Origin of the sequence: Bordetella genomosp. 13 (assembly GCF_002119665.1) — a bacterium.
GTDB lineage: Bacteria > Pseudomonadota > Gammaproteobacteria > Burkholderiales > Burkholderiaceae_B > Bordetella.
Genome location: NZ_CP021111.1, coordinates 641,371 through 660,089, shown reverse-complemented (window position 1 = coordinate 660,089; position 18,719 = coordinate 641,371). Strand labels below are relative to the sequence as shown.

At 66.4% G+C, this 18,719-nt stretch carries 17 protein-coding genes and 1 pseudogene; 17 read left to right on the top strand and 1 reads right to left on the bottom strand.

What is annotated here, in order from left to right:
• Window positions 1-2 precede the first annotated feature (2 nt).
• From CAL15_RS03040 to CAL15_RS02965, 15 genes and pseudogenes are all read left to right on the top strand, one after another.
• Entirely contained in the window at window positions 3-2,864 is a 2,862-nt protein-coding gene (locus CAL15_RS03040; RefSeq protein WP_198299133.1) for a cation-translocating P-type ATPase, read from the top strand.
• On the top strand, window positions 2,857-3,606 hold the full coding sequence (locus tag CAL15_RS03035) for a VC0807 family protein (protein ID WP_207949512.1): 750 nt from the start codon (window positions 2,857-2,859) through the stop codon (window positions 3,604-3,606). The genes CAL15_RS03040 and CAL15_RS03035 overlap by 8 nt, the downstream gene beginning before the upstream one ends.
• Window positions 3,603-3,830 (top strand): amphi-Trp domain-containing protein, encoded by a 228-nt coding sequence (locus tag CAL15_RS03030; RefSeq protein ID WP_042928639.1) that lies wholly within the window; start codon window positions 3,603-3,605, stop codon window positions 3,828-3,830. Before CAL15_RS03035 ends, CAL15_RS03030 begins: the two co-directional genes overlap by 4 nt.
• Window positions 3,827-4,825, top strand: coding sequence for a YcjF family protein (locus CAL15_RS03025; RefSeq protein WP_033470479.1), 999 nt, complete (start codon window positions 3,827-3,829; stop codon window positions 4,823-4,825). Before CAL15_RS03030 ends, CAL15_RS03025 begins: the two co-directional genes overlap by 4 nt.
• Before the next feature lie 66 nt (window positions 4,826-4,891).
• Window positions 4,892-5,986 (top strand): calcium/sodium antiporter, encoded by a 1,095-nt coding sequence (locus tag CAL15_RS03020; RefSeq protein WP_042928637.1) that lies wholly within the window; start codon window positions 4,892-4,894, stop codon window positions 5,984-5,986.
• Window positions 5,983-6,831, top strand: coding sequence for a DUF6671 family protein (locus CAL15_RS03015; RefSeq protein WP_042928636.1), 849 nt, complete (start codon window positions 5,983-5,985; stop codon window positions 6,829-6,831). The genes CAL15_RS03020 and CAL15_RS03015 overlap by 4 nt, the downstream gene beginning before the upstream one ends.
• A 10-nt stretch (window positions 6,832-6,841) precedes the next feature.
• Window positions 6,842-7,885, top strand: coding sequence for a dihydroorotase (gene pyrC / locus CAL15_RS03010; protein ID WP_033470473.1), 1,044 nt, complete (start codon window positions 6,842-6,844; stop codon window positions 7,883-7,885).
• Window positions 7,886-7,971: 86 nt separating this feature from the next.
• Complete coding sequence (gene ilvD, locus CAL15_RS03005; RefSeq protein WP_086077262.1) at window positions 7,972-9,645, top strand: dihydroxy-acid dehydratase; 1,674 nt, start codon at window positions 7,972-7,974, stop codon at window positions 9,643-9,645.
• A gap of 53 nt (window positions 9,646-9,698) precedes the next feature.
• Complete coding sequence (gene bioA, locus CAL15_RS03000; protein ID WP_086077261.1) at window positions 9,699-11,030, top strand: adenosylmethionine--8-amino-7-oxononanoate transaminase; 1,332 nt, start codon at window positions 9,699-9,701, stop codon at window positions 11,028-11,030.
• A 17-nt stretch (window positions 11,031-11,047) separates the two neighbouring features.
• A pseudogene (locus CAL15_RS24580) lies at window positions 11,048-11,214 on the top strand (thymidylate synthase); the annotation flags it as partial.
• A 381-nt stretch (window positions 11,215-11,595) separates the two neighbouring features.
• Complete coding sequence (locus tag CAL15_RS02985) at window positions 11,596-12,042, top strand: TIGR03757 family integrating conjugative element protein (protein ID WP_033470469.1); 447 nt, start codon at window positions 11,596-11,598, stop codon at window positions 12,040-12,042.
• A complete protein-coding gene (locus tag CAL15_RS02980) occupies window positions 12,039-12,983 on the top strand; it encodes a TIGR03756 family integrating conjugative element protein (RefSeq protein WP_033470467.1) in 945 nt (314 codons plus the stop codon). Before CAL15_RS02985 ends, CAL15_RS02980 begins: the two co-directional genes overlap by 4 nt.
• 10 nt (window positions 12,984-12,993) lie before the next feature.
• The gene (locus tag CAL15_RS02975; protein WP_033470466.1) at window positions 12,994-14,400 is read left to right on the top strand and encodes an integrating conjugative element protein; all 1,407 of its coding nucleotides are present in this window, start codon (window positions 12,994-12,996) and stop codon (window positions 14,398-14,400) included.
• Window positions 14,397-14,750, top strand: a complete 354-nt coding sequence (locus CAL15_RS02970; protein WP_033470464.1) for a hypothetical protein — start codon at window positions 14,397-14,399, stop codon at window positions 14,748-14,750. The genes CAL15_RS02975 and CAL15_RS02970 overlap by 4 nt, the downstream gene beginning before the upstream one ends.
• A 15-nt stretch (window positions 14,751-14,765) precedes the next feature.
• The gene (locus tag CAL15_RS02965; RefSeq protein ID WP_033470462.1) at window positions 14,766-16,298 is read left to right on the top strand and encodes a conjugal transfer protein TraG N-terminal domain-containing protein; all 1,533 of its coding nucleotides are present in this window, start codon (window positions 14,766-14,768) and stop codon (window positions 16,296-16,298) included.
• Between the two features lie 28 nt (window positions 16,299-16,326).
• On the opposite strand, the gene CAL15_RS02960 is transcribed toward CAL15_RS02965, so the two are convergent.
• Window positions 16,327-16,689 carry a DUF3742 family protein gene (locus tag CAL15_RS02960; RefSeq protein ID WP_439650516.1) on the bottom strand — a complete coding sequence of 121 codons (363 nt, stop codon included), beginning with the start codon at window positions 16,687-16,689 and terminating at the stop codon, window positions 16,327-16,329.
• Window positions 16,690-16,920: 231 nt separating this feature from the next.
• Between CAL15_RS02960 and CAL15_RS02955 the strand changes: the two genes are divergently transcribed.
• Together CAL15_RS02955 and CAL15_RS02950 are read left to right on the top strand one after the other, a co-directional pair.
• Entirely contained in the window at window positions 16,921-17,679 is a 759-nt protein-coding gene (locus CAL15_RS02955) for a type IV toxin-antitoxin system AbiEi family antitoxin domain-containing protein (RefSeq protein ID WP_033470458.1), read from the top strand.
• Entirely contained in the window at window positions 17,672-18,592 is a 921-nt protein-coding gene (locus CAL15_RS02950; RefSeq protein ID WP_033470456.1) for a nucleotidyl transferase AbiEii/AbiGii toxin family protein, read from the top strand. Before CAL15_RS02955 ends, CAL15_RS02950 begins: the two co-directional genes overlap by 8 nt.
• Window positions 18,593-18,719 lie beyond the last annotated feature (127 nt).

The following is an 18,719-nucleotide window of genomic DNA, read 5'->3' as shown; positions in this document are numbered from 1 at the left end:
GCGTGCACAAGCTGAGCATGAAAGCAACGGCGCAACAAGCCATCACGAGCAACGCGTCTGCTATGAATGGTGGTTCCAGCGGCGCTGCGGGCATGCCGGATCGGCAGCCGTGGCACGCACTGGGCGTGGACGAGACGGTCGCGCGTATGGAGACGCGTCCGGATGGCCTCACCAACGCGGAAGCCGTGCAGCGTCTGAAGACCTACGGGTCCAATGTGATCCCCCGGGGCAAAGGGGACACCGCCCTCGACCTGATCTGGCGGCAGGTCAACAACCCCTTGATCTGGGTGCTGATCGTGTCGGCGCTGGTGGCGATGGCTGTCGACCCCACCGGCGGGGTCAAGAACGGGCTGGTGATCCTGGCGGTGGTGGTGCTCAACACGATCATCGGCTTCGTGCAGGAGTTCAAGGCCGGCAAGGCGATCGAGGCGCTCAGCCGCATGGTGCCGGAGAATGTTTCCGCCTTGCGCGAGGGCCGCAAACTCACCCTCCCGGCAGCGGATCTCGTCCCCGGCGACATGGTCCTGCTCGCCAGCGGAGACAAGGTGCCCGCGGACATGCGCCTGATCCAGTTGCGCAACCTGCAGATCGAGGAGGCGGCGCTCACCGGCGAGTCGGTGCCGACGGAGAAACGGCTCGCCCCGGTGGCATCCGAGGCGGGCATCGGCGACCGAACCTGCATGGTCTTTGGCGGCACGCTGGTCACCTACGGGACGGGGACCGCGGTGGTGGTCGAGACCGGCGCCAGGACCGAGCTCGGCCGCATCTCCACCATGCTGAGGGAAACGACCGATCTGCAGACTCCGCTCACCAAGGCGCTGGCCAAAATCGGCTGGTACATCACCATCGCGATCGTTGTCATCGCGATCGGAATCCTCTTGCTCGGGACCTGGCGAACCATGGCCGAGACCGGGGTCGAGTGGCTTCCGGCCCTGCGCGAGACGGTCATCTTCGCCATCGCGCTGGCGGTGGGCGCCATCCCCGAGGGGCTGCCGGCGATCGTGACCATCGCGCTGGCGATCGGCGTGCAGCGCATGGCGACGCGCCGTGCCGTGGTGCGCAAGCTCCCCGCCGTCGAGACCCTCGGCTCGACCACCGTCATCTGCTCTGACAAGACCGGGACCCTTACCCGCAACGAGATGACCGTGCAGGAGCTCTGGACGCCCGCCTCCGGCGCCTTTGCCGTGTCGGGCGTCGGCTACGCGCCCAAGGGGCAACTGCAGCGCGAGGGAACGCTCGTCAAGACGGCGCCTGCGGACCTGACTGATCTGCTGCTCGCCGGGGTGCTGTGCAACGACGCCTCGCTCGCGAACGAGGAGGGGCAGTGGAAGATCCATGGCGATCCGACGGAGGGCGCGCTCGTTGTCGCCGCGGAAAAGGTCGCGCTGGACGTGGAGAAAGCGCGGGCGCAACACAAGCGCCTGGATACGATTCCGTTCGAGTCCGAGAACCAGTTCATGGCCACACTCCACGCGCAGGACGGCGGACGCATCCTGCTCAAGGGTGCGCCGGAGGCCGTGCTAAAGCGTTGCGCCACGACGCCGGGCGGCCGTGTGCTCGATATGGAGGCGGTGCTACGCGAGGTCGAAAAGCTGGCCGCCAAGGGGATGCGGGTGCTGGCGTTCGCCGCCCAGCCCGCGCGCGGGCAGACTGGCATCGAGATGCACGACACGCAAAGCGGGTTCACCTTCCTCGGGCTCCAGGGCATGATCGACCCGCCGCGTCCCGAGGCAATCGCGGCGATCGCGCTCTGCCATCAGGCCGGGATTACCGTGAAGATGATCACCGGCGACCACCAGGGCACGGCGCAGGCGATCGCGGACCAGCTCAACATCCTCCCTAAGAATCCCGCAGCACCCAAGGCGATCGCCGGGGCCCAGCTCGCGCAGATGTCCGAAGTGCAGCTGCGTGATGCGGCGGGCGCGTGCAACGTCTTTGCGCGCGTCGCGCCGGAGCACAAGCTCGGCCTGGTGCGTGCCCTGCAGAGCCGCAACGAAGTGGTCGCGATGACCGGCGACGGCGTCAACGATGCGCCCGCGCTCAAGCAGGCGAATATCGGCGTGGCGATGGGGATCACCGGGACCAGCGTCTCCAAGGAGGCGGCGGGGATCGTGCTCGCCGACGACAACTTCGCTTCCATCGCCGCGGCGGTCGAGGAAGGGCGGCGCGTCTACGACAACCTCATCAAGTCGCTCGCCTTCGTGCTGCCGACCAACCTCGGGCTGGCGCTGATCCTGATGTGGGCGGTAGCCTTTTTCCCGTTCGCCGATGTCACGCACGTCATCGACGGCGTCGCCCATACGATGCGCGAGCTGCTGATGCCGATGACGCCGGCGCAGTTGCTATGGATCAATCTGGTAGCGGCGGTGGCGCTGGCGCTGCCGCTCGCGTTCGAGGCGAAAGAGCCCAACGTCATGAGGCGCCCACCGCGCAACCCGGCCGCGCCAGTGCTGAGCGGGTTCGTCGTCATGCGCACCTTCGTGGTGGCGATCCTGATGACCGCCGGGGCGCTCGGGCTCTTCCTCTACGAGTTCCGAGCCGCGGGAGACAGCGGACCCGCAGCGCTCGCCAAGGCGCAAACGATGGCCGTCACCACGGTGATCATGTTCCAGATCTTCTACCTGCTCAACTGCCGCTCGCTGCGTGACTCGATGCTGAAGATCGGGGTGTTCAGCAACAAGACCGTGTTCGTCGGGATCGCGGCGATCCTCGTGCTGCAGGCGCTGTTCGTCTACGCCCCGTTCATGCACGAGATCTTCGCGTCCGCGCCCCTCTCCGCTGGCGACGTGCTTTTGAGCATCGTTGTCGGCGCCCTCATCCTGCCGGTGATCGGTCTCGAGAAGTGGTGGCGAAATCGTGGCTGAAATCAAGCACGGGGCGCGCCGGGGGGCGGCGTGCCATTCCACTGCACCTTCTTCGGCATCCGGGAAAAACAACCCACTGATCGAACTGCTGATCGCTATCGTCATTCCCTCTCTGATCCTGATGAAGCTGAGCGGCCCGGAAGACCTGGGCGCCGTCAACGCGCTGCTGCTGGCGCTGGCTTTCCCGCTGGCCTGGGGCGCGCGGGATTTGCTTACCCGGCGCAAGCTCAACCTGTTCGCCGTGCTCGGTCTGGTCAGCATCCTGCTTACCGGCGGGATCGGCCTGCTGCAACTGGACACGCGGTGGCTGGCCATCAAGGAAGCCGCCATTCCCGGCCTGATCGGTCTGGCCGTGGCCATTTCCGCCCATAGCCGCTACCCGCTGGTGCGGGTGCTGCTGTTCACGCCGGCGCTGATGGATGTCGAGCGGATTCAGCGCGGCCTGGACGAACGCGGCAAGCGTGCCGCCTTCAAGACGCGCCTGCGGGCCGCCACCTGGATGCTGGCCGGCTCGTTCTTTTTTTCCTCCGTCATGAACTACTTTCTCGCCACCTGGATCGTCACCAGTCCATCCGGCTCCCCCGCCTTCAACGAAGAGCTGGGGCGGCTCACCCTGTTTAGCTATCCCATGATCGCGCTGCCCTCCATGTTGATCATGATGGCCGCGCTCTATTTCCTGGCGCGCTCCCTCCGCGAGTTGGCCGGACTGAAACTCACCGAAGCACTGAAAGGACACGCATGAACAGCAAACCTGAACGCGATGTGGAAAAAACCTACCCCCTGCCGGAGTTCATTGCGAAATTGCGGCGCCTGGCCGATGCGCTCGAACAGGGCGAACGCTTTGAAATCCAGATCGCGGGCGAAAGAATCTCGGTGCCGGTGCGGGCGGTCTGCAACATCGAACACGAACGGGAAGGCGAGTCGGAAGAAATCGAATTCCAGATCAGATGGAAGAACCCGCAATGAACCCCGAACAGCAGAAAGCCATCCTCGCCATCGCCCTCCACGCCGCCTTCGCCGACGGCGCCAAGCACGACCGCGAGCGCGAGGAAATCCGCCGCATCGCCGAGTCGCTGGGCGGCGAAGCGGGCGCGCCTGATCTCGCCCGCCTCTATCAGGACGTGCTGCTCAAGCGCATCAGCCTGGATGCCGCCGTTACCGCGTTGCAAGACCCCGGCGAGCACCCTGAAGGGCATGAACGCCAGCTGGCCTATGAAATGGCGGTGTGCGTGTGCGACGCCGACGGTCGCCAGAGCGAGGCCGAGCAGCGCTTCCTGAACGAGCTGAAAGCCCTGTTGAAGCTCGATGCGGGGCAGACCGCCGCCTTCGAGCGCGAGGCCGACGCCATTGTCGAGCTCAGCGAGGCCGCGGCCCCCGTAGCCGCGGCAGGCGCCGCCGCTGTAGCCGCCGCGCCCGGGCCGGTGGTGGCGGCGCAGCCGAACGTGTCCGAGGCGGAACTCGACAAGTCCATCCTCAACTACGCCTTGATGAACGGTGCGCTGGAACTACTGCCGCAGTCCTGGGCATCGATGGCCATCATCCCGCTGCAGATCAAGATGGTCTACGGCATCGGCAGCGCCCACGGCGTCCAGCTCGACCAGGGCCACATCAAGGAATTCATCGCCGCCGCCGGGGTCGGCCTCACCTCGCAATATCTGGAGCAGTTCGGCCGCAAGCTGCTGGGCGGCCTGCTCGGCAAGGCAGCGGGCAGGACCTTCGGCAAGGTGGGAAGCGCGGCCACCGGCATGGCGTTCTCCTTCGCCACCACCTACGCCCTGGGGCAGCTCGCCAAACGCTATTACGCCGGCGGCCGGGTGATGAATACGGTGATGCTTAAGGATACGTTCCAGAACCTGCTCGGCCCCGCCAAGCAGATGCAAACGCAATACCTGCCCCAGATCCAGCAACAGGCTGCAACGCTCGATATGGGGCGGGTCATGGCCATGGTGCGCGGGCGGTGATCGGCGATGCGGGTTTTCCCCACAGTGCGCGCATCTTTTGGTCAGACTTCTTGAGGCTTTGATTTCATGACGCTTACGGTTGTTGTTTTTCTGGTGCTGGGCCTGGTGCTGCTGGTGGCTGGCGCCGAGTTGCTGGTGCGCGGCGCCGCGCGCCTCGCGGCCCGTTTCGGGATTTCGCCGCTGGTGATCGGACTCACCGTGGTCGCCTTCGGCACCAGTTCGCCGGAGCTGGCGGTCAGCGTTCAGTCCGGTCTTTCGGGACAGGCAGACATCGCCGTCGGCAACATCGTTGGCAGCAACATCTTCAACGTGCTGGTGGTGCTCGGGCTTTCTGCGCTCATCGCGCCGCTGGTGGTTCAGCAGCAGCTCGTCCGCTTCGACGTGCCGCTGGTGATCGGTGTGTCGGTGCTGTTTTGGGTCATGGCGCTCGATGGCCGCATCGGCCTGTTCGATGGTCTGCTGCTCACGGCCGGCATCGTGGCTTATACGGTCTTCGCTATCCGCCAGAGTCGCCAGGAAAGCCCGGAAATACAGGCCGAATATGCGCGGGAGTTCGACGGCGGCGCGAGCGCATGGATCGACCGGTTGCCGGTCCAGATCGTCTTCATCGCCGCGGGCCTGGCGCTGCTCGTGCTCGGCGCCACCTGGCTGGTCGACAGCGCGGTGGCGATCGCGCACGCCTTCGGGGTGAGCGAGATCGTCATCGGCCTGACCATCGTCGCCGTCGGCACCAGCCTGCCCGAGCTGGCCACTTCCCTGGTGGCCGCGCTGCGCGGCGAGCGCGACATCGCCGTGGGCAACGTGATCGGCAGCAGCCTGTTCAATCTCCTGGCAATCGCCGGCATCGCCGCCTTGGTCACGCCCGGCGGGCTCGACGTGGCCGCCGCGCTGGTCCGCTTCGATCTGCCGGTGATGATCGCGGTGGCGCTCGCGTGCCTGCCCATCTTCGCCACCGGCCACCGGATCGCGCGCTGGGAGGGGGCGCTGTTCCTCGGCTATTACGCCGTCTATGTGTCGTACCTGATTCTTGCGGCCACGCAGCACATGGCACTGCCGGCGTACAGCGCCACCATGCTGGGCTTCGTGCTGCCGCTCACAGTCATCACGCTGATTGTGCTGCTGGCGCGCCATCGGACGCTGCCGACCGCTGCGGCGCCATGACCCGCGTTGTCTACGCCGGAACACGCATCGCCCTGCTCACCCAGCACGGCAAGGAGCGCGTGATTGCCTCGGTGCTCGACACAGCGCTCGGCTGCCAGGTGGAACGGGTCGGCGGCTACGACACCGATCTCCTCGGCACCTTCACCCGCGAGATCCCGCGCGCCGGCAAGCAGCTCGAGGCGGCGCGCAAGAAGGCGCGCCTCGGCATGGAGATGTCCGGACTTTCGCTCGGGCTCGCCAGCGAGGGCTCGTTCGGGCCGGACCCGATGGTGGGGATGTTCCCCTGGAACGTGGAGTTCCTCATCTTCATCGACGACGAGCAGGGGCTCGAGATCGTCGGCGTCGCGCAGGGCAAGGCGATCCACGCGCATCTTCTGACCGGCGACTGGACGGCGGCCGAGGCCTTCGCCCGGCAGGCGGCGTTTCCCGCGCACCATCTGGTCGTGCGCCCCGAGGGCGAGAACGACCCGCGCCTGCGCAAGGGGATCGCCGCCTGGGAGGAGCTTAAAGCCGCGTTCGCCTGGGCGCAGGCGCAATCGGCGAGCGGCCAGGTGTTCCTGGAGACCGACCTGCGGGCCCACGCCAACCCCACGCGCATGGAGATGATCCGGCTTGCGGCCGAGGACCTGGTCGCCAAGCTCGGCTCGCCCTGTCCGGCCTGCGGCGCGCCGGGGTTCTGGCTCGTCGAGCGCATTGCGGGCCTGCTCTGTGGCGACTGCGGCGCCCCGACCCGCGAGACCCGCGCCGAGGTGTACGGCTGCCTGAAGTGCGCGCATCGCGAAACGCGCGAGCGCCCCGAGCCGCAGTACGCCGATCCGGGGCGCTGCGATTACTGCAATCCATGAGATCCCATCAATGGCCACAGCACGCCTGACCCTCACCCGTCCCGACGACTGGCACCTGCACCTGCGCGACGGTGATGCACTGGCCGCGGTCCTGCCCGACACCGCGCGGCGGTTTGCGCGCGCCATGGTCATGCCCAATCTCGATCCACCCGTGCGCACGGTGGACGAGGCCCGCGCCTACCGCGCGCGCATCCTGGCAGCGCTGCCGGCGGGCATGGCCTTCGAGCCGTTGATGACGCTCTATCTCACCGACCACACCACGCCCGAAGAGATCCTGCGGGCCAGGGCGAGCGGTTTCGTGCACGCGGTGGGTGAAGCCTTTCTCGTTGGCGCAACAACCAACTCTTCATTTGGCGTCACCGATTTCGCGCGCTGCGACGCGGTGTTCGCGGCCATGGAGGAGACCGGTCTGCCGCTGCTGCTGCATGGCGAGGTGACCGATCCCGAGATCGACGTGTTCGACCGCGAGGCGGTGTTCATCGAGCGACATCTGCAGCGCATCATCGAGCGTTTTCCGCGCCTCAAGGTGGTACTGGAACACATCACCACGCGCGAGGTGGTCACGTTCGTCGAGCGGGCCGGCCCCAACGTGGCCGCCACCATCACTGCGCACCATTTATTGCTGAATCGCAACGCGATGTTCGCCGGCGGCATCCGCCCGCATGCCTACTGCCTGCCGGTATTGAAGCGCGAGCCGCACCGCCAGGTGCTGATTGCCGCCGCCACCAGCGGCAACCCGAAATTCTTCCTCGGCACCGACAGCGCCCCGCACCTGCGCCGCGCCAAGGAGTCGGCCTGCGGTTGCGCCGGCATCTACACCGCGCACGCCGCCATCGAACTGTATGCAGAGGCCTTCGAGCAGGCCGGCGCGCTCGACCGGCTGGAGGCGTTCGCCAGTTTCCACGGCCCCGATTTCTATGGGCTGCCGCGCAATACGGGGCGCATCACACTGGAGCGCCAGGACTGGACCGTGCCCGAGGAGCTGCGTTTCGGAAAGGAAACAGGCGTGCCGCTGCGCGCCGGGGAAACGATTGCGTGGCGGTTGGCAGAGTGAACTCGTAAGGCATTCGTTTGCAAGATTCCACACCCAATGTCCCCGGTCACGGCGCTTTGGGCACGGCTCATATCAGGAGATAAATCATGCCCGACAACCGCAGAAGCAAAACCGTCACCCAAGGCGTGCAGCGCTCGCCCAACCGCGCCCTGTTGCGCGCCACGGGGTTCGACGATGGGGATTTCGACAAACCCATCGTCGGCGTGGCGAACGCGCACAGCACCGTCACGCCGTGCAACATGGGCATCGGCGCGCTCGCCGCGCGCGCCGATGCCGCGTTGAAAAAAGCCGGTGCCATGCCGCAGATGTTCGGCACCATCACCATCTCGGATGGCATTTCGATGGGCACCGAGGGCATGAAATATTCACTGGTGTCGCGCGAGGTGATCGCGGATTCCATCGAAACCGTGTGCAACGGCCAGAGCATGGACGGGGTGCTCGCCCTCGGCGGCTGCGACAAGAATATGCCGGGGGCGATGATCGCCATCGCGCGCCTCAACATCCCGGCGATCTTTGTTTATGGCGGCACCATCAAGCCGGGCCACTATAAGGGCTGCAATCTCACCATTGTGAGCGCCTTCGAAGCGGTCGGTGAGTACACCGCGCATAAAATTGACCAAAACGAGTTACTGGAGATCGAGCGCCGCGCCTGCCCGGGCGCGGGCTCCTGCGGCGGCATGTATACCGCCAACACCATGGCCTCGCTCTTCGAGGCCATGGGCATGAGCCTGCCGTATTCCTCGACCATGGCCGCGGAGGACGCGGAAAAGGCCGACAGCGCGGCGAAATCGGCCGAGGTGCTGGTGCAGGCGATCCGTAAACAAATCCTGCCGCGCGACCTCCTCACCCGCCGGGCGTTCGAGAACGCCATCGCCGTGTTGATGGCGCTGGGCGGCTCCACCAACGCCGTGCTGCACCTGCCCGCCATCGCGCACGCCGCGGGAGTGAAGCTGACACTCGATGATTTCGATGCATTCAGCAGGCGCGTGCCGGTGCTGTGCGATCTGAAACCGTCCGGACGCTACGTCGCCACCGATCTACACCAAGCGGGCGGCATCCCGCAAGTGATGAAGATGCTGCTCGCCCACGGCCTGTTGCACGGAGACGCGCTGACCGTGACCGGCCAGACTCTGGCCGAGGCGCTCGAGAGCGTGCCCGAAGAGCCGCGCCATGATCAGGATGTCATCCGGCCCTGGGGCCGGCCCATGTATCCGCACGGCCATCTCGCCATCCTCAAAGGCAATCTTGCCATCGAGGGGGCGGTGGCCAAGACCAGCGGGGTGAAGGTTCCGAGGATCACAGGCCCCGCACGTGTGTTCGACTCGGAAGAGGCGTGCATGGAAGCGATCCTGGCGCAGAAAATCAAGGCGGGCGACGTGGTGGTGATCCGTTACGAAGGCCCGAGGGGCGGCCCCGGCATGCGCGAGATGCTCTCGCCCACCTCCGCCCTGGTCGGCGCGGGCATGGGTGACAGCGTGGGTTTGATCACCGACGGCCGTTTCTCCGGCGGCACCTACGGCATGGTGGTCGGTCACGTTGCACCCGAGGCCTTTGTGGGCGGCACGATCGCGCTGGTCGAGGAGGGCGACTCGATTACCCTGGACGCGGAACAACGCTTGCTGCAACTCAACGTGCCCGAGGACGAAATCGCGCGCCGAAGCAAAGCTTGGCAACCGCCTGCACCCCGCTACACGCGGGGCGTATTGGCGAAGTACGCCAAGCAGGTATCGTCGGCGAGCAAGGGGGCGGTGACCGATTGAAGCCATGACAGATCTGACTCGAGCGATGGGAGCCGCCCTGGCACAGGCTGCCGATGGGAATTGACAGCGAAGTCAAGGTTGGGCCGGACTGGGCGGACGCGCTGGCCTTCGACCGCGCCCATCTCTGGCATCCCTATGGCTCGATGACCGATCCGCTGCCGGCGTGGCCGGTGATCGGTGCCGAGGGGGTGCGCTTGAAGCTCGCCGACGGGCGCGAACTGGTCGACGGCATGGCCTCGTGGTGGGCGGCGATCCACGGCTATAACCACCCCCGGCTCAACCGCGCGGTGGAGGATCAACTACGGGGCATGGCGCACGTGATGTTCGGCGGTTTGACCCACGCGCCGGCGATCGAACTGTCGCGGCGGCTGGTGGCGCTGACGCCCGCTCCGCTCGAAAAGGTATTTTTGTGCGACTCGGGTTCGGTGGCGGTGGAGGTGGCCATCAAGATGGCGATCCAGTACTGGCAGGCCCGGGGCCGCCCGGACAAGCGCCGGTTGCTCGCTCTGCGTGGTGGCTATCACGGTGACACCTTCGCCGCCATGTCGGTGTGCGACCCGGTAACCGGCATGCACCACCTCTTCAGAGGGACACTGCCCGAGCAGCTCTTCGCGCCGCGCCCCGGCTGCCGGTTCGACGACGCCTGGAATCCGTCCGACATCGCCGGGTTCGCGCGCCTGATCGAGACGCACCGCGACGAACTCGCGGCGGTGATTCTGGAGCCCGTCGTGCAGGGCGCGGGCGGCATGTGGTTCTACCACCCCGAGTACCTGCGCCAGGTGCGCGCCCTGTGCGACGCGCACGGCGTGCTGCTGATCGCCGACGAGATCGCCACCGGCTTCGGGCGCAGCGGGAGGCTGTTCGCCTGCGAGCACGCCGGCATCGCCCCGGACATCCTGTGCCTGGGCAAGGCGCTCACCGGCGGCTACCTGACGCTCGCCGCCACGCTCACCACCGCCGAGGTCGCGGAGACCATCTCCCGCGGCGGCGCCGGCTGTTTCATGCACGGGCCGACCTTCATGGCCAATCCGCTCGCCTGCGCCGTGGCCGTGGCGAGTGTCGACCTGCTGCTGGATCAGGACTGGCAGGCGCGGGTGCGGGACATCGAGCGCCAATTGCGCGCGGAACTGGCCCCCTGTGCCGCGCTGGCGACGGTGCGGGAGGTGCGGGTGCTGGGCGCGATCGGCGTCATCGAGATGCATGCGCCGGTGGACCTGCGCGCGCTGACGCCGCGATTCGTGGAGGCCGGGATCTGGCTGCGTCCTTTCGGCCGCCTGGTCTACATGATGCCGGCCTACGTGATCGAGCCGCAGGACCTTTCGCTATTGACGGGCGCGGTTCGGCGCGTCCTGTCGGAGATCGATGGACGTGGGGCAATGCGATGAGCGGAAGCGGCGACTCGATGGAGCGGCAATTCCTGCGGTTGTTGCGTCACGTCCTCGCGCATGGGGCGCTAAAAAAAGCGACCGCACCGGCACCGGGACGTTGAGCCTGTTCGGCCATCAGATGCGCTTCGACCTGTCGGCACGGCTCCCGCTGCTGACCACCAAGAATATCCACCTCCGTACGGGGAGAACCACGCAATCGGCTTCATGGTGGGCTATGTTCTCTCCGGCTCGCCTCCGGACTCCGCGGATGGCGTCAACGCTTACTTGAGACGAGTTTCGCGCTCGGTAGATCGCCTCGCCCCGAGCGACATCAGTGAAGGGACTTGGCAGAGCCTACATGCGCGCTCCAAGCCGTCGATGCCGATTCGCTTGCATCATGCGTTTCTTGGGTTCGCGGGCACCTCAGCGTCGCGCGCCTGACCTCCGCCTCCTACAGGAGGCAAACGCAATGCTCACAACGGCATAGGCATGAAACCGGCAGGGCCCGACTGCGGTTTCTTTGTCGCGCCACATCGGCACTTGAAGTCGACTGCGACCTTGATCGATTTCAAGGACACCCGATATGCCGGCCCCCTTCTTCAGGGCTTCGCCCCAGCTGCTGATCATCAGCATTGCCCCCGGACTGTGGGCAGTTCTGTTCATGTTCAGCCAGGCTGCGGTGGCGGCGGACGTGCTCGTCGTCACCGACAGCCGTCATCCGGTGCAGGCCCTGGCCGGCGTGCGTGTCATCGAGCTGGACCAGCCGGCGCACATCGAGGCCGAACTCACGGCGCACCTGCCCGCTGACCCAGCCCAGGCGGAGGCCCTGGTACGGCAGCGGCTGCTCGATGGCGGCGCCGACCTGCAGCGCCGAATCGGCCAGGCCTACCAGGGCGTCGCCGATGCCTGGGGACTGGGCATCGTCAAGATCCCTGCTGTGGTGGTCGATCGGCGCTACGTGGTCTACGGCGAGCCCGACGTGGCCCGCGCCGTCGCGCGCATCGACGCCTACCGGAGCGCACGCCCATGAGCCGCCTGATGACTTCCCGGCGCCTGCGCGCCATCGTCGCCTCGCTGATGCTGGGCGCGGCCACCTCGGCGTTCGCCCTGAACACCGCCACCATCGTCTCTTCGGCGTTGTCGCCCGACTGCCTGGAGTACCGTGTCGTCGGCATCTGCTACTGGCTGTACTGCACGCCGTTCGGCTGCTCGGTGCGCACCTCGGTGAAGGTACGCCACTACGTGCCCGATGCCGTCGTGTCGAGCTACAGCAACACGGGTGAGAACCCCTGGCTGGAAGTGCGGGCGATGAGCATGCCGAATCCGACCGCCAAGGCCGGCGGCGACGGCACCACCAACCACGACAACGAGAACAACCTGGCGAAGTTCAAGAACGCTGACGTGATCGGCCACCCCGCCGGCCTGGTGTTCAGCCAGTTCGCCGCCACCTCCGGCTACTCCTGCGAGGGTGCGGGCACGGCCTTCATGCCCTACCTGCTGAGCACGCTCGATACCATCGCCTGGCGCTACAACATCCCCGAAGCGTTCTACCCCGAAGCTCTGATTCCCGGACGGCGCGAGATCGGCACGCGCGCCGGCCTGAACCTGTGGGGCAACGTCTATCCGCGTGGCGGTTTCCTGCACCAGACCGACGACTACAAGAGCGGTGCCGTGGTCGCGCAGCGTGCGGGTGACATCGTGACGCGCCGCGGCCAGATCCACGTGTACCAGCCGCTGCTGGCCAACGCCCGCGACGGCTACTGGCCGGCCGGCGCGCTGATGGAGACCGACGCCTCGACGGGCAAGTGGCAGGAGCTGACGCCCACGCTCTCGAACAGTTGCGTGGTCTTCCCGCACAGCCGCACCCGCGTGCAGGCCCAGCAAGGCGACTACGCCTGGGCCTTGTGGCGGCCGTACTCCTGCTGCCGGCGCCGTGGCCAGGTCTTCCTCGGCAGCGTCGATTTCATGTGAGGAACCCACGATGAACGCCTCCCTCCCTGACTTCCTGCGCCGCGCGAAGTCGCACCTGCGGGCCACGCTGCTCGTGGCGGCCATCACGCTGGCCGTCGGCGCCGCCTGGGCGCAGACCCGCATCGACCCCAATGGCGTGAATGTCAGCGGCAGCGTGATCGGCGACGACGTGCTCTACAGCATCGGCGGTGGCCGCGCCGTGTCCATGGGCGGTGCGGGGAACATGCAGAGCATCGGTGTCGGCATCGGCTGGAACAGCAACCTCATCTGCGGCGACATGAGCATCACCACGACGCTGCAGAACCAGTTGAACGGCCTCACCAATGGCTTCCAGACGATCATGTCGAACGTGATCCAGAACGCTACTGCCGCGGTGGCGTCGCTGCCGGCGCTGATCATCCAGCGCGCAGATCCCGGGCTCTACAACCTGCTCACCAACGGCATCTTGCAGGCGCGGCTGGACTTCGACCGCTCCAAGATGACCTGCCGTGCGATCGCCGAGCGGATGGCCGACATGGCTGGCGGTCAAGCCGGCTGGAACCAGCTCGCCGAGGGCCTGGCGCTGCGCGATGCGGTCGCCAGCACCGATGCCGTGTCCGCCATCGAGCAGGCCGAGACCAACCGGGGCAACAACGGCGTGCCCTGGGTTGGCGGCAGCAATGCCGGCGGCAACGGCCAAAGCTCGATCAAGGTGGTGGGCGACGTGACGCGTGCGGGCTACAACCTGCTCAACGGCCGCAGCGTCGGCGATGCGTCGCCGATTGCGTCCAGCGCCTGCGGCAACCGCCTGACCTGCCAGACTTGGCCATCGCCGCAGGCGGCCTCGGCCTGGGCGATCCGCGTGCTGGGCGAGCGTGAGCAGCGCACCTGCGAGAGCTGCACCAAGACGCAGACCACCCCAGGCGTCGGGCTCACGCCGATGATCCAGGAAGAGTACGAAACCAAGCTGCAGTCGCTGCAAGAGCTGGTGACAGGGGCGCGGCCGACGACGCCGGCCCATCTCGAAGCCGCCGGCAGCAGCTCGCTGCCGATCACCCGTGGCGTGATCGAAGCGCTACGCGACGAGCCCGATCAGGACGTGCTGGGCCGGCGTCTCGCATCCGAGGCCGCACTGTCGAGCGTGCTGGAAAAAGCCTTGCTGCTGCAGCGCACGCTGCTGACGGGCAAGAAGGAGCCCAACGTCGCAGCCAACGAGCTGGCCGTGCAGGCGGTCGATCAGGAGAACGCCGCGCTGGAGCAAGAGATCAACAACCTCAAGACCGAGCTGGAGCTGCGGCGCACGTTGGCCGGCAACTCGGCGATGGCGATCATCCAGCGCCACAGCACCCGCGCCGCCGGCTCGCGCGGTGTCTTCGAGGGCGACACCACACGCGACCGGCTGCGGGAGATCGAGAAGCCGCGGAGCGGTACGCCATGAGCCGGCTGGCCTGGCTGCGGCTGCCGTGGCTGTTCAACCGCCGCGTTGGCGTGGCGCTGCTGTGGACCTTGCTGGTGGTCGCCGCCGCGGTGGCGGTGAACATCGCGGGCATCCACGTGGTCGGCGGCGTCGATGGCTGGGAGAACTGGTTGAGGGCGCATGCGGGCCACTTCTTCCTGTGGCGGCTTCTGCTCTACGCAGCAACAGCCTACGGCTGGTGGTGGATGCGCGGGCGCCTGCGGCAACGTGAACCGTCGGCCGAGGCGCATCAGCGCCTGCGGCGCACGGAGATCGCGGCCGTGACAGCCCTCGTGCTGCTGGAAGGCAGTCAGTTGCTGCGGCACGGCTGAGACCGGGAGACGGGCATGACGCTCTACACGACGGACTATCTGGAGTACTACCTCACGCTGGTGGGCTGGATCGTCAACAACGGCATCTGGAACCTGCTGGTGGCCAGCGGCGTGTTCGCGCTGCCGTTCGTTGTCATCGTCATCCACGAATGGCTCCGGGCGCGCAGCGAGGGCGCGGACGAAGGCAACAAGGGCGTGCTGTCCTCGCTGCGCATCGAGAACCGTGTGTGGGTGGCCATCGTGGTGATCCTGTTCGCCGGCATCCCGTTCGTTCCGGTCGACCTCAGTATCATCCGCTTCGACACGACCCGCTCCGCACAATGCCAGGTCAATGTCCCGCAGCCCCAGGACACGGGCTGGTCCAACGCCTACACCACGCTCAACAACCAGAGCGCGCTCGTGCCGGTGTGGTGGTTCGCCATGCACGCGCTGTCGAAAGCCGTGACGGGCGCGGCGGTTGCAGCGATTCCCTGCGGCACGGACCTGCGGCAAATACGGATGGATGTGGATGCCACGCGCACCGACGACCCGGTGCTGGCCCAGGAGGTCGCAGACTTCACACACGACTGCTACGGGCCTTCGCGCGCCAAGCTGTTCATGAATCGGCCGACGCTCACCGAGGAGCAGATGAACGACGTGACATGGATCGGGTCGAGCTACTTCCTCAGCACGCCGGGCTTCTACGACACCTACCGCTCCAAGACGCCGCGCATCGTCTGGCCCTATGACGCCACGCGCGATGCGGGGCTGGCTCAGGTGGACAGTGGCGGCGGCTATCCGTCCTGCCGGCAGTGGTGGGCCGATGGCAGCCAGGGACTGCGCAGCCGGCTGCTGGCACAGGTCGACCCGGACCTGCTGACCCGCATCGGCCGCTGGGCGGGCTTCCTGTCGCAGAGCGAGGTCAATGATTCGGTGATCCGCGCCGTGGTCTCACCGCGACAGCAGAAGATGAACCAGGGCGCCGTCTACACCGACTACGGCGGGCAGATCGACAAGACCTTGCCGAACATCGTCACGCGCGGCGCGAGCGACCTGGGGCTGACCGTGGGCTCGCTGGGCTTCTTCCCGGCGATGGACGTGGTGCGTCAGGCGCTGCCGATGGTGCTGACGATGCTCAAGATGGCGCTCGTCATCTGCATCCCGTTGGTGCTCTTGGTGGGCACCTACGACCTCAAGACGACGGTGACGGTGAGCTGCGTGAAGTTCGCGCTGTTCTTCGTGGACTTCTGGTTCCAGCTCGCGCGCTGGATCGACAGCACGATCCTCGACGCGCTCTACGGCTGGGGCTTCGGCGCGAACCGGCCGCACAGCAACTTCGATCCTTTGATCGGTCTGAACAATGCGTTCGGGGACATGCTGCTGAACTTCGTCATGGCGATGATGTTCATCGTGCTGCCGACGTTCTGGGTGATGGCACTGGCCTGGGCTGGTGTACGGGCAGGCAATATCCTTGGTGCGCTTACCGTCGCTACCGGCGACGCAAAGGCGGCTGGAGGTAGTGGTTCTCGCCTTGCGATGACAGCTGCATCGAAAGGCGGCGCGAAGTAAAACGCATCCTTTCGTACCGATGGGGCAGCTACGACTCGTCAGAGTCGCCCATGTCGTGGCGCCACTCGTTCTTGTCGTACAGACCATGGCCGGAGTGTCCTTCACGCCACTCTGGCTGGTTCTCATCATCCGCATCGGCGTTCCGCGCAAGCCATGCGGCGGCCACCGCAAAGACCAGCAGCAAGGCCAGCCAGGATGCAGCGTAGAGCAGGACACCGAACACGGCGAGCTTGACGATCCAGAGCACCGCCTTGGCCGCATCTGCAGGCACTCCACGCGCCACCAGCCAGCCGGCGGCACGTTGCTCACGACGCAGGTAGCCACGCCAGGCGCGGCCAGCCCCCCGGCCCAGCCGGTGGCTCCAGCGCCCGTTGTGCGTGTTGGTGGTCATGCTCATGTGCCTCGGTTTCAGTGGTGCCTCACCTCATGGGGGGAGGCGTTGTCGTTCGCCCTCCAGCATAGACCGCGATCCAGAAGGCGAGGTTGCGATCGGCGAGTCGGATTGGCCTGGGCTGCCGATCATGATTAGATTATGCTCCAAAAGTAAAACATGATGCTACTTTCTGTGCAAATGTCTGTGGCAGCGCTAGGGCGTGATTGGATTTCGTGTTATTTTTATAACATGGATGGAAATTCCAAGCACCAAGTAATCAAGCGTCTGCAGGCGGAGCTTCCCCGCGGAGCACCGTTCGATCTGGCCACCCTGAGCCAGTTCGGGGTGTCGCCCCAGCTCGCTGCCCACTACGCCGACGGGGGCTGGCTCGTGCGCCTGGCCCAGGGTGTCTATGCATTCCCGAACGATGACTTTGGGGTCTACGGTGCGCTGAAGTTCCTGCGGCAGCGCGTGCCCGGCCTGCATGTCGGCGGCAAGAGCGCCCTGGCCCTGCAGGGCGTGCGGCACAACCTGAGCAGCCGCGACACGCTGGTGCTGTGGGGCGACAACCGCTACGCGCTGCCGGTCTGGTTCACCTCGCGCTTCCCGGCCCGCTACGTCCATGCCCGCCTGTTCGACTGGCCGGACACGGCGCTGGCCAGCAAGACCCTGTCCACGCCGCCTGGCCTGCCCGAGGATCTGCGGGTGGCAGCCCCCGAGCGTGCCGTTCTGGAGCTGCTGTACGAAGCCGGTGTCAAGCAGAGCCTCGAAGAAGCGCGCAACGTCTTCGACGGACTGCGCTCGCCCCGCAAGGACATGCTCGGACAACTGCTGTCCTGCTGTACCAGCGTCAAGGCCGTGCGCCTGTTCCTCACCTGGGCGCGGGAAACAAGCCTCGTGGACGTCGATGCCTTGCTGGAACAGTACCCGGTTCGCACCGGCAGCGCCACGCGCTGGATGAGCCGACTCGACGACGGCAGCCTGTTGAGTCTGAAGTCCCATGGATAAGACCTACGCGGACACCGTTCGCCTGCTGCTGGCTGTCGCGCCCGATGTTTTCGCGAATGGCATCTTCGCTATGAAGGGCGGCACGGCCATCAATCTCTTCGTGCAGGACATGCCACGCCTGTCGGTGGACATCGACGTGGTGTACCTCCCGTGGCAGACGCCGCGCGACGAAGCGCTGCAAGCCATCAACCAGGAACTGGCCGCCATCGCCGCGCGCGTTGCACCACTGGGTGTGCAGACACGCCTGGTTCGCGCCAAGGACCTGGGGGACACCAAGCTGATCGTCGAGAACGACGTCGGCCAGGTGAAGATCGAGGTCAATGTCGTGTTCCGTGGCAGTGTGCTGCCCGTCGAGCGGCGACCACTGAGCGCCAAGACCCGCGATCTGTTCGGCGTCGAGTTCGAGCTGCCGATCCTGGCGCCGGACGAGCTGTACGCCAGCAAGCTGGTGGCTGCGCTGGATCGACAGCATCCGCGCGATCTGTTCGACGTGTGGCAGCTCTACGAATCGGGCGGCATCAGCGATGGCATGGTCGAGTGCTTCGTGGTCTACCTGGCCGGGCACAACCGGCCGCCCCACGAAGTGCTGTTCGGCAACGACAAGGACATCGCCGGCGAGTACGAACGGGCCTTTGTCGGTATGGCCGAAGTGGACTGCCCCTTGGACACGCTGCTGGACGCTCGCGCGCAGTTGCGAAGCGAGTTGCAGCAACGGCTGACGAAGGCGCACAGGCGGTTCCTGAGCGGCCTGGTACGCGCAGAACCGGACTGGTCGCTGGTGCAATGCCAGCACGCCGCGCAACTGCCGGCACTGCGCTGGAAGCTCAACAACCTGGAGACCTTTCGCAAAAAGCGCCCCAAGGACTTCGCCGCGCAAGCCGCTGCGCTCGATGCCGGCCTGGGCCAGATCTGACGCGGCGGCAGAAGTATTCCCGGCTTGCCGGGGTTGCCCCATGCCGCATTGATTGCGGCACGCGACACGCGCTGCCCCTATACCCAAAGGCTTCCAAAAAGGCCGCAAGGGCTGGGAAGGGGCAAGG